General features: G+C 61.5%; 11 protein-coding genes and 1 riboswitch. Of the genes, 8 read left to right on the plus strand and 3 right to left on the minus strand.

What is annotated here, in order from left to right:
• Nucleotide 1: 1 nt before the first annotated feature.
• Nucleotides 2-1,045, minus strand: coding sequence for an ABC transporter permease (locus AHA_RS17355; RefSeq protein ID WP_026080473.1), 1,044 nt, complete (start codon nt 1,043-1,045; stop codon nt 2-4).
• Nucleotides 1,042-2,067, minus strand: coding sequence for an ABC transporter permease subunit (locus AHA_RS17360; RefSeq protein WP_011707197.1), 1,026 nt, complete (start codon nt 2,065-2,067; stop codon nt 1,042-1,044). Before AHA_RS17360 ends, AHA_RS17355 begins: the two co-directional genes overlap by 4 nt.
• Before the next feature lie 738 nt (nt 2,068-2,805).
• Here AHA_RS17360 and AHA_RS17365 point away from each other — a divergent pair.
• From AHA_RS17365 to AHA_RS17395, 7 genes are all read left to right on the plus strand, one after another.
• The gene (locus AHA_RS17365; RefSeq protein ID WP_011707198.1) at nt 2,806-5,361 is read left to right on the plus strand and encodes a TonB-dependent receptor; all 2,556 of its coding nucleotides are present in this window, start codon (nt 2,806-2,808) and stop codon (nt 5,359-5,361) included.
• A 110-nt stretch (nt 5,362-5,471) separates the two neighbouring features.
• Nucleotides 5,472-6,236, plus strand: coding sequence for a DUF3450 domain-containing protein (locus AHA_RS17370; protein ID WP_011707199.1), 765 nt, complete (start codon nt 5,472-5,474; stop codon nt 6,234-6,236).
• On the plus strand, nt 6,233-7,606 hold the full coding sequence (locus AHA_RS17375; RefSeq protein ID WP_011707200.1) for a MotA/TolQ/ExbB proton channel family protein: 1,374 nt from the start codon (nt 6,233-6,235) through the stop codon (nt 7,604-7,606). Before AHA_RS17370 ends, AHA_RS17375 begins: the two co-directional genes overlap by 4 nt.
• Nucleotides 7,607-7,616: 10 nt before the next feature.
• On the plus strand, nt 7,617-8,144 hold the full coding sequence (locus tag AHA_RS17380; protein ID WP_011707201.1) for a MotA/TolQ/ExbB proton channel family protein: 528 nt from the start codon (nt 7,617-7,619) through the stop codon (nt 8,142-8,144).
• A gap of 67 nt (nt 8,145-8,211) precedes the next feature.
• Nucleotides 8,212-8,619 carry an ExbD/TolR family protein gene (locus AHA_RS17385; RefSeq protein ID WP_010633018.1) on the plus strand — a complete coding sequence of 136 codons (408 nt, stop codon included), beginning with the start codon at nt 8,212-8,214 and terminating at the stop codon, nt 8,617-8,619.
• A 16-nt stretch (nt 8,620-8,635) separates the two neighbouring features.
• Nucleotides 8,636-9,271, plus strand: a complete 636-nt coding sequence (locus AHA_RS17390; protein WP_024943514.1) for an energy transducer TonB — start codon at nt 8,636-8,638, stop codon at nt 9,269-9,271.
• Nucleotides 9,272-9,282: 11 nt separating this feature from the next.
• Nucleotides 9,283-10,518: a tetratricopeptide repeat protein gene (locus AHA_RS17395; RefSeq protein WP_011707203.1), complete on the plus strand. Its 1,236-nt coding sequence runs from the start codon at nt 9,283-9,285 to the stop codon at nt 10,516-10,518.
• Between the two features lie 424 nt (nt 10,519-10,942).
• Here AHA_RS17395 and AHA_RS17400 read toward each other — a convergent pair whose 3' ends face one another.
• Nucleotides 10,943-13,978 (minus strand): glycosyl hydrolase family 18 protein, encoded by a 3,036-nt coding sequence (locus tag AHA_RS17400; protein ID WP_164927733.1) that lies wholly within the window; start codon nt 13,976-13,978, stop codon nt 10,943-10,945.
• A gap of 115 nt (nt 13,979-14,093) precedes the next feature.
• Nucleotides 14,094-14,179, minus strand: a riboswitch (cyclic di-GMP riboswitch).
• 296 nt (nt 14,180-14,475) lie between these two features.
• On the opposite strand from AHA_RS17400, the gene AHA_RS17405 reads away from it, so the two are divergent.
• Nucleotides 14,476-16,620, plus strand: coding sequence for an ExeM/NucH family extracellular endonuclease (locus AHA_RS17405; RefSeq protein ID WP_011707205.1), 2,145 nt, complete (start codon nt 14,476-14,478; stop codon nt 16,618-16,620).
• Nucleotides 16,621-16,701 lie beyond the last annotated feature (81 nt).

Raw genomic sequence — 16,701 nt, forward strand, 5'->3', positions numbered from 1 at the left:
GTCACTGATAACGGGTAAATTTACGCGGATCAAACGCCTCGCGGATCGCCTCGCCAATGAAGGAGACCATGATCAGCACCAGGCTCACCGCCGCCACCACCGAGCTCACGATCCAGATGGCATCCAGGTTGTTGATGCCCTGGGAGAGCAGCTCCCCCCAGCTCGGGGTGGGCGGAGCCAGGCCGAAGCCCAGATAGTCCAGCGCCGTCAGGGTGGAGATGTTGCCCACCACGGCAAACGGCGCCAGGGTGACGATCATCATCAGGGTGTTGGGCAGAATGTGGTGGAAGATGATCCGCCCGGTGCCGGCCCCCTGGGCCCGCGCCGCCATCACGTAGTCCCGTGCCCGCTCCTTGTAGGTGAGGGTGCGCATGTACCAGGTGATGCCCATCCAGCCAAATAGCACGTTGATGGCCACGAACAGGCCGAAGTTGGGCTTGGCCAGCGACACCAGGATCATGATGACGTAGAGAAACGGCACCTGGGACCAGATCTCGATAAAGCGCTGCAGCACCAGGTCAAACCGCCCACCGAGGAAGCCCATCATGCAGCCGATGGTGACCCCGATGGCATAGCTGGCCACCAGCGCGATGAAGGCAAAGCCGATGGCGATGCGAAAGCCGTAGACCAGCCGTGCCAGCACATCGCGGCCGCTGGTGTCGGTGCCGAGCAGGTGACGCTCGGCCAGGCTGGGCGCATAGGGTGGGTAAGCATCCTGCTTGAAATCCTGCTCATAGGGGTTCCAGGGTACCGGTGGCAACACCACCCAATCCCCCTTGCCATCGGCGGCGAATTTGTCTTTTAGCTGGCGATAGTTGGTCTCGTACTCGTAATCGAGCCCGAACTGCTGACCCGGGATCACGTCGCCATAGGTGGGAAAATAGAGCTCCCCCTGATAGCTCACCATCAGCGCCCGGCTGTTGACCAAGAGCTCCGCCAGCAGGGAGAGCAGCACCAGGGTGGTGAAGATGATGAAGGAGTAGTAACCGCGCTTGATCGATTTGAAACGCTTGAGTTTTTTTAAGGTGACAGGGTTCATGTTCACTCTCCGAACCGTACGCGGGGATCGACCAGGGCCACGCAGATGTCGGAGACGATATTGCCCACCAGCATCAGCATGGAGGTGATGGCCAGAATGCCCATCACGGTGGGGTAATCCCGCTCGACGATGGCCTCGTAACCGAGCAGACCGATGCCGTCGATGTTGAAGATGGTCTCGATGAGAAAGGAGCCGCCGAAGAAGACGGTGAGCACCGACCCCAGGTGACTGGCGATGGGGATCAGGCTGTTGCGCATGGCATGATCGGTCACCGCCTTGCGAAACGGCAGCCCCTTGGCCACGGCGGTGCGCACGTAATCGGCCGACAGGTTCTCCATCAGGCTGTTCTTCATGGTCATGGTGAGGATGGCGAAATCACCGATGGCGTAGGCGATGAGCGGCAGCAGGGCATGGGCGAACACGGTGCGGATCTGATCCCAGCTGCTCTCCATGCCGTCGAACTCGTCCCCCGGGAAGCCCCCCATGGGCAGCCACTCCAGATGGAACGCGAACACTGTGATGAGGAAGATCCCCACCACGTAGGCGGGCAGCGCATAGGCCATGTAGATGAGCATGGAGCTGAGCGAATCGAAGCGGCTGTTGTGCCTGAGCGCCTTGGCCACCCCGAGCGGAATGGAAACAGCATAACTGAGCAGAAAGGTCGCCAGCCCGAAGAAGGCGGTCACCGGCAACCTGTCCTTGATGAGGCCCCAAACCGGCTCGTAATAGCGGGTCGATTCGCCAAGATCCAGCACCGCCAGCTTCTGCAGCCACTCCCAATAGGCGACCAGCATGGGCTTGTCGAGCCCGTAAAAGGCCTTGAGCTCCTCGATCTGCTCGTCGGAGAGCGCCTGCGCCCCCTTGCTGCCGCTGGATCGGCCCGATTCGTTCTGAGAAACCTGGGCTTGCAGCAGCATGCGTTCGACCGGGCCGCCCGGTACGAAACGGGTGATGGTGAAGACGAGCAGGGTGATACCGAGAAACGTCGGGATGATCAAAAGCATCCGACGTAAGAAATACGACAGCATGGTGGAACCTCGTCCTTGTTGTTCTTTTATGGCCAGTCACATCCGGTGACGGGCCTGTCCTTCCTGGCATTACTCACTGGATAGCCGGTTATTGACAGACTATCCGCTCGGTCACTGTAAAAGCTCTGCAACAAAAATCAAGTAGAACGAAGGGCATGACATGCCCCTTTGGCAAACCGTGGAATTTACTGTGAGTTTTTTATGAAAAAGCCAACTTCAAGATAAAAAACTGCGACATGAACAATTTAAATAACGTTTAAATTTTCAATCAAACCTACAAAAACAGCATCACCAAAACATCTTTCACATATAAAACAACAAGATATGATAAATCAGAATTAAATCACCCTTCTCTATATGGGCAAGCTGAAATCCGGCTCGACAATGCAATCTGAACCTCAGCCGAACACGCTACCAAAACAGAAAATAATGCTAAAAAAGTCTTGGTTAACAATATAAAAACTAGCGGGACATCCCCCTTATCGATAAGTTCAAAATTAATCAATAAAATGGAAACCACTCATTTTAACATCGATTTCACATCGTAAAATATCATCAAATCAGAATAAACCGCTGCGAAACCGGAAGTATTAAAACATAGTCAGCTTATTGCGCCCCCCTTCCCCATCCACACCGCCTCAATTGACGTCAACCGTCAAAGCTTGATAAGCCTTACGCATCGCTCCAACGAGGGCGGTATGGAAGCAAACAAAAAAACAACCAGGAAGGATATAAGCGATGCTTAGGAAAAGCAGACTCTCTGCTGCCGTAGCGTTTGCCTTGGCGAGCGCGGCAGTAGTGGCCACCCCTGTCTTGGCCGAAGAGGGCCAAAACGTCGAAAAACTCCAGAAGATCAAGGTTACCGGCTCCCGTATCTCGCGCGTCGACGTGGAGGGCGCCACCCCGGTCGTCGCCATCAGCAAGGCCAAGATCGAGCAATCCGGTCAGCAGACCGTGGCCGACTACCTGAAGCAGGCCTCCTACAACTCCTTCGGCAGTATCTCCCCCTCTTCCGGCAGCTCAGCCCAATCCCAGGCCACCGTCAGCCTGCGCGGCCTTGGCTCCGAGCGCACCCTGGTGCTGCTCAACGGCAAGCGGGTCGCCGGCTCTCCCTCCATGGGGGGTAGCTCCATCAACCTCAACTCCATCCCCATGGCGGCGGTCGAGCGGGTGGAAGTGAACCTGGACGGCGGCTCTGCCCTGTATGGTTCCGATGCCATCGGCGGCGTCATCAACGTCATCCTGAAACAGGACTATGAAGGGCTGGAATTCCAGGGCCGTATCGGCTCTCCAACCGAAGAGGGTGGCGACGAGAAGAGCGGCTCCATCGTCAGCGGTATCACCGGGGAGAAAGGCGCCCTGATGATGGTCTACGAGCACGACGTCAAGGACGAGATCTACTACAAGGATCGCGACTACATGGCTCGTGAAGGTGCCTCTGCCCCCAGCCTGTATGGCCGCAACATCAAGGGCATCGATGCCGCCACCGGCAAGACAGTTACCCGTACCCTGGAAGGCATCGACTGTGCCAATACCGGCCCCGGCTTCGTGCCGGTCGGTAGCGCCTGTCGCTTCGACTTTGCCCAGGTCGCCGCCAAGACCGCTTCCCGCACCCGGGACACCGTCTACGTCAACGGCCGCTATCACATCAATGACAGCGTCGACTTCGTTCCCCAGCTGATCGGCTCGCGGGTCACCAGCTTTGGCCGCTTCGCTCCGGCCGCCGGCCCCTTCTCCATCGACGGCACCACTCCGGGCGGCGCCCAGCTGCTGGCCGACAACGGCTTCATCGGTGAGAAGGCCACCGTCTACTACCGCTTCAGCAACGTCGGGCCCCGTGACAATGACGTCACCGACCTGACCGGCAGCATGAACCTGGGCTTCGAAGGCACGCTGCCGACCGAAGCGGTGGGTGATGTGGAGTGGAATGCGGGTTACATGTATTCCAAGACCGACAACAAGAGCCGCGGCACAGGCTATGTGCTGAACCCGGCGGTCCAGCAGGAGGTCGACAGCGGCAACTTCAAGAACGGCGAGTTCTCCAGTGACGCCACCAACAGCCTCTCCTACGACACCAGCCGCACCTCCAAGATGGACTTCTTCCAGTGGTACGGTGGTCTGGGCTGGAGCATGGGTGAACTGCCTGCCGGCCCCATCGGCTGGTACCTGGGGGCCGAGTACAACGACTGGGTCTACTCCGACACCTATGACAGCCAGTCTGCTGCCGGCAACGTCATCGGTTCTTCCGGCAACTCCGGCGGTGGCGTGCGCGATGTCTTCGCCGCCTACATCGAGAGCCTGATCCCCATCACCGAGCAGATCGAGCTGAACCTGGCCGGTCGTTTCGACAAGTACAGCGACTTTGGCAGCGCCTTCTCGCCCAAGGCGAGCCTGCGTTACCAGCCGCTGGACAACCTGTTGCTGCGCACCTCCTGGTCACAGTCCTTCCGCGCCCCGGGCCTGGAAGATCTGTATGCAGCCGATGCCGACTCCGCCGACTTCGCCAAGGACTATGTCTCCTGCCAGGCCAACGGTGTCGCCAACTGTCCGGAAGAGCAGTACACCACGGTGCGTCAATCCAACAAGAACCTGAAGGAAGAGACGGCTGACACCTTCGGCATCGGCGCGGCCTACAGCCCGATCGACGATCTCAACCTCTCGCTGGACTACTACTACATCAAGATTGATGACGTGATCCAGCTGGCCACCACCCAGACCCAGTTCTATCAGGAGCTCAACACCGGCAGCAACCCGAACGTCATTCGCGATGCCAACGGCGATGTGGAACAGGTTTACGCCGGCATGGTCAACCTGGGCCAGCTCAAGACCAGTGGTCTGGACTTCAAGGCTGACTACAAGTACGACTTCGACGTCGTGACCGTGCGTTATGACTTCGGCAGCACCTACATTCTGAAATACGAAGAGGGTCTGTTTGCCGGCGGTCCCATGGTCGACAAGAAAGGCTGGAACGCCAAGCCTGAACTGCGCTTCAACTCCGGCGTCGGGGTCAATGTACCGCAGTGGTGGAACATGGATGCCTACCTGAGTGCCAACTACATCGACTCCCAGAGCCAGGACTACGTGGACGGTCAGACAGAGGGCCATATCGCCTCCCAGACCACCTGGAACCTGAACGTCGGTGTGGATACCCCCTGGAACGGCAAGCTGCAAGCCGGTGTGAAGAACATGTTCAACGTAGGCCCCTCGCTCTCCAGCGACGGCTTCACCTACGACGAAGATCTCTACAGCATCGACGGGCGCATCGTCTACCTCGACTACACCCAGAAGTTCTAATCAACTCCCGTTGAGATATAAACCCAAGCCGGCCCGGTCGGGCCGGCTTTGCCCAACGTCCAAGGAAGTTACGGAGATAGGGTAATCCTATGAAAACAAGGACAATTACAATGAAGAAAGCGCTCCTCGGCAGCCTGGTTTCCGCTGCCTTGCTGACCAGCTTCAATCTGAGTGCCGCCTCTGCCAGCCAGGCAGTGGACGCTCAAGCCGCCACCGACAATGCATCCAAAGTGTCCCAGCAGAAGATCGACAGCTACGCCGACTCTGCCGAATCCGCCCTCGCCCAGTACAAGGCCGCCCTGCGTCAGGTCGACAGCCTGCGTACCTACAACGAGCAGGTGGGCAAGATGGTCGACTCCCAGAGCAGCGAACTGGCCTCGATGCAGCGCCAGATCGCCCAGATCGATCAGACCAGCACCGAAGTGGTGCCGCTGATGCTCAAGATGATCGACTCCCTCGAGCAGTTCGTGGCGCTGGATCTGCCGTTCCAGAAGGTCGAGCGGGAGGATCGCGTCGCGGCCCTGACCGACCTGATGAACCGGGCCGACGTCACCATCTCCGAGAAGTACCGCAAGATCCTGGAGGCCTACCAGATCGAGGAGGGCTTCAGCCGCACCATCGAATCCTACAAGGCCAGCCTGGCCAAGGATGGCGGCGAGAAGACCTACGAGTTCCTGCGCGTCGGCCGCATCGCCCTGCTCTACCAGTCCCCGGACGGCAATGAGACCGGCATGTGGAACAAGAAGACCCGTCAGTGGGAAGAGTTGCCCCAGGAGTATCGCAGTGCAGTGGAACAGGGCCTTCGCATCGCCAAGAAGCAGGCGCCCCCCGCCCTCATCAAGCTGCCGGTTCAAACTGCGGAGAAAGCATCATGAAAGGAATCAAACTTGCCATCGCCTCGCTGATCGCGGGCGCGACCCTGATCACCCTGCCGGTGACCGCCGCCGAGAAACCGGTGGACTTGAACGCCCTGCTCAATCAGGTCAAGGCCGCCAGCACCACCGAATCCCAGCTCAACAAGGAGCGGGAAGCCCGCTTCCTGGCCGACAAGAACGAGCAGGCCGCCCTGCTGGCCAAGGCCAAGGCAGAACTGGCCGCCGAAACAGCCAAGGGTGAGCGGCTCAAGGCCACCTTCGATGCCAACGACAAGCAGCTGACCGAGCTGACCGAGACCCTGCGCCAGCGTGCCGGCAACATGGGCGAGATGTTCGGGGTGCTGCGCCAGTTCGCCGGCGAGTTCAAGGGGATCTTCAACGCCTCTGCCCGCCGGGTCGAACATCCGGAGCAGACCGCCCTGCTGACCCGCCTGGCCGAGAGCAAAGAGCTGCCCTCCAGCGATGACCTGACCGCCTTCTGGACCACCACCCTCAGCCGCATGGTCGACGGTGGCAAGGTCAGCCAGATACCGGCCACCGTGGTCTATGGCGAAGGCAACCAGGCCGAGAAGACCGTCACCCAGATCGGCGAGTTCAACACCGTCTCCGAAGGCAAGTACCTGACCTTCGTGCCGGAGACCGGCAAGTTCGAACAGCTGCCCCGCCAGCCCGACAAGGGGGTGCTGGAGCCCATCGCCGAGTTTGAACAGGGTGGCGGTGGCGTCAAGCCGATCTTCGTCGACCCGTCCCGCGGCGTGATCCTCTCCCTGCTGGTGCAGTCGCCGACCCTGAAGGAGCGGATCGACCAGGGGGGTGAAGTGGGCTACGTCATCATGGTGCTCGGCGTGCTCGGCACCCTGCTGGCGCTGTTCTGCGGCGCTCGCCTCTCCCTCATCGGCGGATCCATGCGCAAGCAGCTGAAATCCGATCAGATCATCAAGGGCAATCCCATCGGCGAGATGCTGGGGGCCTACCAGAGCCATCGTGGCGACAACATCGAGGATCTGGAGTCCAAGCTCGACGAGATCATCCTGCGCAACGTGCCCAAGTTCGAGAAGGGCATCAGCATCATCAAGCTGATCGCCTCGGTCGCGCCGCTGCTGGGTCTGCTGGGTACCGTGGTCGGCATGATCGCCACCTTCCAGGCCATCACCCTGTTCGGTACCGGCGATCCCAAGCTGATGGCGGGCGGTATCTCCGAAGCCCTGGTCACCACCATGCAGGGTCTGGTGGTCGCCGTGCCCATGTTGTTCCTCTACACCATCGTACAGACCCAGAGCCGTCGTCTGATCCAGGTGCTGGAAGAGCAGAGCGCCGGTTTCGTCGCCCGCTACCAGGAACGTCTGCACGCCTCCAAAGCCGCAGCGTAAGGAGTCACCCATGTGGTTCTGGTTGATTGAAGAAGTCGAGTCGGTCCGCCGGTTTCTGGGATTGGGGGGCGACGTACTGGTCGCCCTGTTCTTCCTGACCCTGATGATGTGGGCCCTGCTGCTGGAGCGCTGGATCTACTTCATGGCGGTCTACCCCAAGCAGGTGAAGCAGACCAAGGCCGCCTGGCTGGCCCGCAGCGATCACCTCTCCTGGTCCGCCAAGCAGATCCGGCGCGAGCTGGTCTCCCGGGTGGCCATGGCGGTGGACAAGGGGATGCCGGTCATCAAGGTGCTGATCGCCCTCTGCCCGCTGATGGGGCTGCTCGGGACCGTGGTCGGCATGGTGCAGGTGTTCGACACCCTGGCCATCACCGGCACCGGCTCACCGCGGGCGATGGCCTCGGGGATCTCCAAGGCGACGGTACCGACCATGGCGGGCATGATTGCCGCCCTTTCCGGCCTGTTTTTTGTCAACCAGCTCGATCACAAGGCCAAGCTGGCGGTCGAGAAGCTGGAAGACAACCTGAAACACGGTTGATGCAGGATGCACTCCCCCGCCGGGCCCGGCTCTGGTGGGGGCACAGAACAAGCAAGGAGTTTTTGCCATGAGAAAACGTCACAGCGACAGCAGTGCTGATGAGGCGGCCATCGATTTGACCCCCATGCTGGACATAGTGTTCATCATGCTAATCTTCTTCATCGTCACCACCTCGTTTGTCAAGGAGTCCGGCGTGGAGATCAACCGCCCGAGCGCCAGCACGGCCGAGACGGTGAAGAAGGGGAACATCATGGTCGCGGTCCGTGAGAACGGCCAGGTCTGGGTCGACAAGCGCATCGTCGAAGTCGGCGCCGTGCGCGCCAACATCGAGCGGCTGCGGGCCGAAAACCCGGAGAGCGCCGTGGTGATCCAGGCCGATACCGAATCCCGTTCAGGTCTGGTGGTCCAGGTCATGGATCAGATCCGCATGGCCGGTGTCCAGAACATCTCCATCGCGGCGAGCAAGAGCAGCTGATGCCGGAGCGAGCACCATGAGATACCTGATATCGTTGGCGGTCTCCTGTGTGGTGGTGTTCTTCCTGTTTCTGGGAATGAACAAGCTCATCACACCGGATCACCGGGAGTTGGTGGAGAAGGAGGACGTCAGCATGACCGACTTCATCCGCATCAAGCCTCAGGAGACCCTGCAAGAGAGACAACGCGAGCTGCCCAAGCCGCCGCCCCCGAACCGGCCCCCTCCCCCTCCCGAGATGGAAGTGGCCAGCACGGATCGGCCGCAGATGGAGAGCTCGCCGATGGACATGCCCAAACTCGACATCCCGGTCAACATCGGTGGCGGCAACGCCCTCGGTGCCTACAGCACCGGCGGCGGTGGTGGCGGCATGGGTGGCAACAACGGCGCCATTCCGCTGGCGACCTTCGAGCCCATGATGCCCCGCAAGGCGGCGCTGGCCGGCCTTGCCTCCGGCAAGGTGCTGGTGGAGTTCACCGTTACCGAGCGCGGCACCGTCAGCAACGTGCGGATCGTCAAAGAGGATCCCCGCAGCTACGACCTCGGCAAGGAGGCCCGCAAGACCATCGCCAAATGGACGTTCAAGCCGGCCATGGTCGATGGCAAGCCGCAGGCCACCCGCATGCAGCAAGAAATCGAGTTTGCGGTCAACTAAGGAAGGTGGCGATGAAAAAGTTACATACCCTGATCCTCGCCCCGGTCGCCATGGCGGTGCTGCTCAGCACCGCCGGCTGGGCCGCCGAGCAGCCTGCTCTCTCTGATCGCGCCTACCGCGCGGTCAACAAGGCGCAGGCACTGATCACCGAGAAAAAATACGGCGAGGCCAATGCCAAGCTGCAGGAGGCGCTGTCCGGCGCCGGCGAGCGGGTCTACGACAAGGGGGTCATTCTGCAGACCCTGGGCTTCGTGGCGGCGCAGCAGGAGAAGTACGGTCAGGCGACCAAGTACTTCGCCGACGCCATCGCCACCGGCGGGCTGCCCCAACCGGTGGCCCAGCAGGTGCGCTACAACCTGGCCCAGCTCTACATGGCGGAGGGCAACTTCAAGGCCTCCATCAGCACCATGAACCAGTGGTTCGCGAGCCTGGGCAAGGACGAGAAGCCGACCCCGCACGCCTACATCACGCTGGCCAACGCCCATGTGCAGCTCAAGCAGTATCGGGAAGCCATACCGGCGGTGGACAACGCGATCAAGCTCTCCGCGGGCAAGGCGCCGGAGTCCTGGTATCTGCTCAAAATGGCGGCCCACTACGAGCTCAAACAGTACAAGCCGGCCACCGAGGTGCTGACCGCATTGGTCGACCGCTATCCGGAGAAGAAGAAGTACTGGACCCAGCTGTCGGCCATGCACATGCAGGCAGGCAACGATGGCAAGGCGTTGGCGGCGCTGGAGGGGGCCTACAACCTCGGCATGCTGACCGAGGCGGCCGAGTTGCAGCGTCTGGCCAACTACCTGGCCTTCGCCGGCATTCCCCACCGCGCCGCCCGCGTGATGGAGAAAGCGATGAAGGAGGGGACCATCGAGAGCAACGCGGCCAACTACAAGGCGCTGGCCAACTACTGGCACCAGGCCAAGGAGCTGAACCCGGCCATCGATACCCTGGCCAAGTCCTACAAGCTGGCCCCCAACGCCGAGCTGCAGCTCAAGATGGCGCGCATGATGATCCAGAGCAAGCGCTACCAGGATCTGGTGGCCCTGGCCGCCAAGCCTGCCGCCAATGCCAGCGGCGAGCAGCGGGCGGATCTGAAGTTCCTGACCGGGGTCGCCTATTTTGAGCAGCAAAAACCGAAGGAGGCGCTCTCCGCCTTCACTCAGGCTGCCCAGAACGGCAACGTCAGTGGCCGCGCGTCACCCTGGATCAGCTTCTTGAAAGAGCAGCAGGGCGGCGCCGTCACCCAATAAGCAACCCAGGCGTGCCGGCCCGGTGGCATTTGTTCCCGGCATGGCACGCAATGACACCCGGCAGGACGGGCACCCTCCCCGCCCTGCCGATCAGCAACAAGGGGGTCACCCCGCAGATTGCCTTGGTGGCAATTGGCCGCTCCCCGGAGCGGTCTTTTTTATGTTCCTACCTTTATTATCCCGCCATAAAAAAATCCGGAGCCTGGGCTCCGGATTGGGTCATTGCCTTGCGAGAGGACAGGCCATGCAGAGTGCCGGCCTGCCCCTCAAACGGTCATCAGTAGCTGCATGTCAGTTCCAGCTACCATCGCCCGCTCTGAGCTCGCTGCTGGTACAGCAGCCTGGACAACTCAGTAGCTGCACACCAGCTTCCAGCTGCCGTCGCCCGCTCTGAGCTCGCTGCTGGTACAGCAGCTTGGACAAATCAGTAGCTGCATACCAGCTTCCAGCTGCCATCGCCCGCCTTGGGCTCGCTGCTGGTCCACCAGTTGGCCTGCCACACCGCCTTGTTGTTGGTCATCCGGTCACCGCCGTTGGCGTGATCCCCCTGCGGCCAGGTCGGATAGGCCTTGTAGGCGGCCGGGTTGACGTTCTGGCTGCTGCAGGTGGCGCCGCCCGGGTTCTCACCGCCACCACTGCTGCCCAGCACGGCCTCCGGCAGGGTCGGGAACTCGGCCTTGAGGCCGGCGGTCTGGGTGCCGCTGATGATGCGGATACCGCTCGGCACACCGGCGGCCGGCAGATAGTAGGTCATCGCCACTTCCACGTCGCTGCCCGGCGCCCACGCCTTCCAGGTCGGCAGCGTAAAGGCCGCCTTGTGGAAGTCCTTCTCGCCCGCGATGCCATCGGAGTTCTGGTTGCCACCGCTCTCCACCACTTTCAGCCCCATCCCGCTCTGGTCGGTGATGGTGTCGGAGGTGGAGGTGGGCACCAGGAACTCGATGCGAGTACCGCCCGGAATGGTCTGGGTCGAGTTGTTGGTAAGCTTCAGGATCGGGTTGATCGGGTAGTTGGAATCCCCCTCCTTGAAGCCGGAGAGACTCACCGCGATGTCGAGCTGGGCGGTTGGCGCCGCCAGATCGTTCTGCTGGGTGTTGTACTTGGCTGCCTTGGCGAACTTCTCGTAGGCGAGCGTGGTCAGCGTGCTGCCCATGCCGTACTCGTTCTTGGCCGGATCGAAGGCATAGTCACCCGCCATCTCCCAGAACATGACCCCGCCCAGGCCCCGCTTGATGATGTAGTCGAGCTTGTGTCCCATGGACTCTTCATCTTCGGTGGAGAGGAACACCTTCTTCTCTTCGTTCCACAGCCAGGGCGCCTGCGCCTTGTCATCGTAGTAACGCACGTACTTGCCCTGCATCACGTGAGCCGGGTTGTTGGAATCCAGACCCCAGGCCTGGCCGTAGCTCGGCATGGTGGTGATACCCAGGCTGGCGGCGTTCTCCAGGTTCTTGGCATGCCACATGGGCACGGCGCCACCGCCGATCTCCTTGCCGTTCTTGTCCAGATCATGCCAGATGTTGTCGATGCCGACCGCCCCGTTGCCGCACGGAATGGTGCTGCCACCGGTGCCCGGCTGACAATCGCTCTGGCTCGGCAGGGCTGCCTTGCCGGCCAGGCCGTGGGTGCCACCGCTGACCCCTTGCCAGCCGCGGGTGTAATAAGGCACGCCCACGTTGATCTTGCCGGCCGCCAGGGCGCCACGGAAGTAGTGGGCAGACCAGGCCGCGTTGAGGTAGCCGATGCCGCCAAACTGGCTCTGGGTATAGACGCCCCAGTGGGCAAGTTCGGCATCCGCCTTGTTGTCAAACAGGGCGGCGTTGTGACCGACGAAGTTGTTCCAGGCGCCGTGGAAGTCGTAGGTCATCAGGTTGACGTAGTCGAGGTACTGGGTGACCTGGAAGTTCTCCATGCCGCGCAGCAGGTAGGCCGAGGCTGGCGAGGCGATGGTCAGCATGTACTTGCGACCATCCTCGCTGCCGGCGCTGTCGAGCTTGCTGCGCAGGGCCTGCATCAGCACCTTGTAGTTGGCAAACAGCTTGCCGCGGCACTGGTTGGAGAGCGGGAAGTCGTTGGGGTTGCCCGCATCCTTCATGGAGGTGGGGTACTCGTAGTCGACGTCGACCCCGTCAAAGCCGTACTGACGGATGAAGCTCACCGCCGAGTTGGCAAAGGCGTTGATGCCGTCGCTGTTGACCGAGCAGTCACCCTTGGTGGTGGCGGTATAGAAGCCGCGGGTATCGGCCCAGCCCCCCACCGAGATCAGGGTCTTCACGTCCGGATACTGCTTCTTGTACTTCGACAGCAGGTTGAAGTGGCCCTTGTAGGCAAACTCCGGATCCATCTCGGCACCCGGCACGCCATCCCAGGTCATCTTGGTCGCCGAGTCGTCCACCTTGATGGTGTGGCTCTGCTCGTCCACCGCCGCGAAGGCGTAGTTGATGTGGGTGATCTTGTCCCAGGGGATGTCGCTCACCAGATAGGAGGGCAAGCCGTTCTTGCCGGTACGCCAGGAGGTGAAGTAGCCGATGACCCGACGGGCATGGTCATCTCCCATGCACTCGTAGCCGTCCGGGCGGTAGATCTGGCGAATATCGCAGGAGAGGTTGCCGCCGGTGGGCGGCAGGGCAGCCTCTTCCACCTGTACGTCGACCTGGCTCGATTCGCCGCTCAGGTTCTCCTTGTCGGTCGCCACCAGCTTGAGGCCGGCCAGCCCCTTGCTCTGGGGCGTCCAGTTCACCTGCCAGGGGGCACTGGTGTCTTCGCCCACTTTCTTGCCATCGACGAACAGCTCGACCTTGGCGACGTCGTTGTTGGCATCGGTAACATTGCCGCTCACCGCCACGCTGCGACCCAGGGTCACCTTGGCGCCGCTGGCCGGGCTGCTGATGCTCACCTTGGGCGCCTCCGGCGCCACCACGGCGGCGACGTTGAAGCTCGAATCCGCCTCGCTCAGCACCTTGCCATCTTTATCCAGTGCCCGTGCCTTGAGGGCGTGGGCGCCGACACCGGCGGCACTCCAGCTGCCGTTCCAGGGCGAGGCGCTCGCCGTGGCCACCAGCGTGCCGTCGATGAGGTATTCCACCCGAACCAGCGCCGTCACCGGGCCGCTCAGGGTCACCGCCAGCGCGACGCTGGCCCCCTCGTTGAAACTGGCGCCGGCAGCCGGCGAGCTGACGGCTACGCCGAGTGCCGGGGGCGGCACGTCCCCACCATAGAGTTTCCAGGCATCGGCCCAGACCACACCCACCCCGGGGGCGTAGTGATAGGGCGAAGCCCCGCACCAGCCGGAGTAGGGAAATTCTTTGCACTCATAGAGATTGCCGACGTTGCTGACGATGTCGCCGGCCTTGTAGGCGGTACCGGCCTGATAGGCGGGATAGGCGGCCTGTGCCCAGGCGGGCATGGCAGCCAAAGCCACCAGCATGGCAAGCCTGCTGGGCCTTAGGGTCTGTTGCATATTGTTATCTTCCTTGTTTTGTCTTGGCATTGGTCACCAAGGCAAAGAACAAGCGCAACCTGCGTGATGGGCGCAGACAACTGGCAATGGACCTGCCACAAACGTCACCCTCACCCTGGGAAGCCCCGCTATCTGGATCGCACGATCTGAAGACCGGAGGCATTGCGTCCCGGCATCTCGACCGGTTTGCCCTTTACCTGGGTTCCGTGAGGAACAAGCCGAGTATAGGAATCAACCAGCCGAGTCTCAATCTTCATTCTCGAGGAAAAATATGTGGATGCCAGCCAGATCACATTTTCACTGATGTGACGAAATAACTGTTTTGTCATTAATTTCATACTGTTAGCCAAGTCAAAAAAACCGGCATTGCCCTCATTTGTATCCCCGTAATGTGCGTTGGCTCACTGGTATGACATGCCAGAAATGTGACAATGCGCGCCCTTGGCCAATGCGCCAAGGCTATGGAAACACTGGCAAAAAATAAAAAAGGAACAGTTATGAAAGGAACACGTACCCTGCTGTCGCTGGCCGTGGGGCTTGCGCTCGCCTCTCCGTCCGTCTATGCCGCCGGCTTCAGCTGCCCGGCCGACAGTGCCCTCACCCCGATCCCGGTCATTCAGGGCAGCGGCGACAAGAGCCCGCTCATTCCCGCCGACAAGTTCGAAAGCCCCCAGAGCGTCATGGTCAAGGCGGTGGTCTCTGGTCTTGGCGAGAGCCTCAACAAGGGGTTCTACCTGCTGGATGTGCAGGGCGACGGCAATCCCCAGACCTCGGACGGCATCTTCGTCTTCCTGAACGACAAGAACTTCGCCAGCAAGTACCCGGACATCAAGCCGGGTGCCGAAGTCTGCCTGGAGGCCAAGGTCGAAGAGTATTACAACCACACCCAGCTCAAGCCGGTGTTTGACAGCGGCGCCCCGCGCCTGCAGGTCGTCGCCCAGGGGGCGGTCCCGGCCGCCATCCCGCTGCGGGTGCTGGAAAACGAGACCCTGGCCCGGGCGCTGGAGCGCCACGAAGGGATGCGGGTACGGCTCGACGCCGACAGCGCGCTCAAAATCAGCCGCAACTTCAGCTATGACTACGCCGCCCGGCGCAACAACCTGGTGCTCTCCCACCAGGCACCGCTGATGAAACCGACCCAGCTGCACGATGCCGACAGCAAGGCCGCCAAGGCGCTGGCCAAGGCCAACGCCGGCAACCGGGTGTTCCTCGAATCGGACTTCAAGGCCGCCGACGGTAAACTGCCCTGGCTGCCGGCCTGGGAGCCGGAGCAGGGTTACCTGCGCATCGGCGATGCCCCGGTCAACCTGGACGCCATGGTGGGCTACAGCTACAACGAGTACCGGCTGATCGTGCCGCAGGATCAGGAGATCACCGCCGGCGATCTGCTGCGCACCAGCGACAACGACCGCCAGAGCACCCCGGCCCGTGCCGACGGCACCGATCTGCGCGTCGGCAGCTTCAACGTGCTCAACTACTTCACCAGCCACTCCAGCGTGGGCGGTGCCCTCAACGTACTGTGCAAGGATCAGGCGGATGCGGACAGCGCCAAGGGCTGCAACCGCGGCGCCAAGAACCTGGAAGATTTCCAGAAGCAGCGCGCCAAGATCGTCAACGCCATCACCGAGATGGATGCCGACCTGCTCGGCCTGATGGAGATGGAGAACAACGGCTTTGACAGCCACTCAGCCATCAGCGACTTGGTACTGGCTCTCAACGCCCAGCAGAAAGAGGCGGACAAGCAGTACGCCTTCGTCACCCTGCCCAAGGCGCTGCTGCAGGGCGAGCACTACTTCGGTGGCGACGCCATCATGGTGGCCATGATCTACCGGCCGGCCAAGCTGGCACCGCAAGGGGACGCCAACGTCATCACCCTGCCGGTGCAAAAGTATCTGGATGCCAAAGGGGTCGAGAAACAGGCCTCCCAGCGTGACTCCCTGGTACAGACCTTCACCGTTGAAGGCAGCAAGGATCCGCTGACCCTGGTGGTCAACCACCTGAAGTCCAAGGGTTCAGGCTGCCTGGAGAACCTGGACGGCAAGGAGCCGGCCGATCTGCAGGGCAAGTGCACCGAGTTCCGGGTCAGCGCCGCCAAGGTGCTGGGCGAGGCGGTGAGCAAGCTGCCCGGCCAGGTGCTGCTGGTGGGCGACTTCAACTCCTACGCCCGGGAAGATGCGATCCGGGTGCTGACCGACTATGTGCCGACCGACGGTCAGCGCAAGATAGTCTCCGCCTCCCAGACCTTCCTCGGCGACCAGGTCTTTGAGCAGACCGGTAGCGAAGTGGCCAAGAGCTACGGCCTGGTGGACATGAACGTCAAGTTCAACAAGGAGAAGGCCATCTCCTACAGCTACGAGGCCGAGCTCGGCACCCTGGACTATGCCCTCGCCAACCCGGCGCTGGCCGGCAAGGTGATCGCCGTGGCCGACTGGCACATCAACTCGTTCGAGAGCAACCTGTTCGAGTACGGCCGGGACTTCACCGGCGACATGATCAAGTCGGACAATCCGTTCAGCGCCTCCGACCACGATCCCATCATCGTCGACCTCAAGCTGAAAGAGGAGAGCAACGGCGGTGGTGGTGCCATGGGCGCTCTGCTGCTGGCGCTGCTGCCGCTGGCCTGGCGTCGTCGCCACGGCTGATGACCCATCGCCATCAAACCAAAAGCCCGCAGCGATGCGGGCTTTTTATCGGCCGGCTGGCACGACCGGTGAACGGAGCGC

Source organism: Aeromonas hydrophila subsp. hydrophila ATCC 7966, assembly GCF_000014805.1.
GTDB lineage: Bacteria > Pseudomonadota > Gammaproteobacteria > Enterobacterales > Aeromonadaceae > Aeromonas > Aeromonas hydrophila.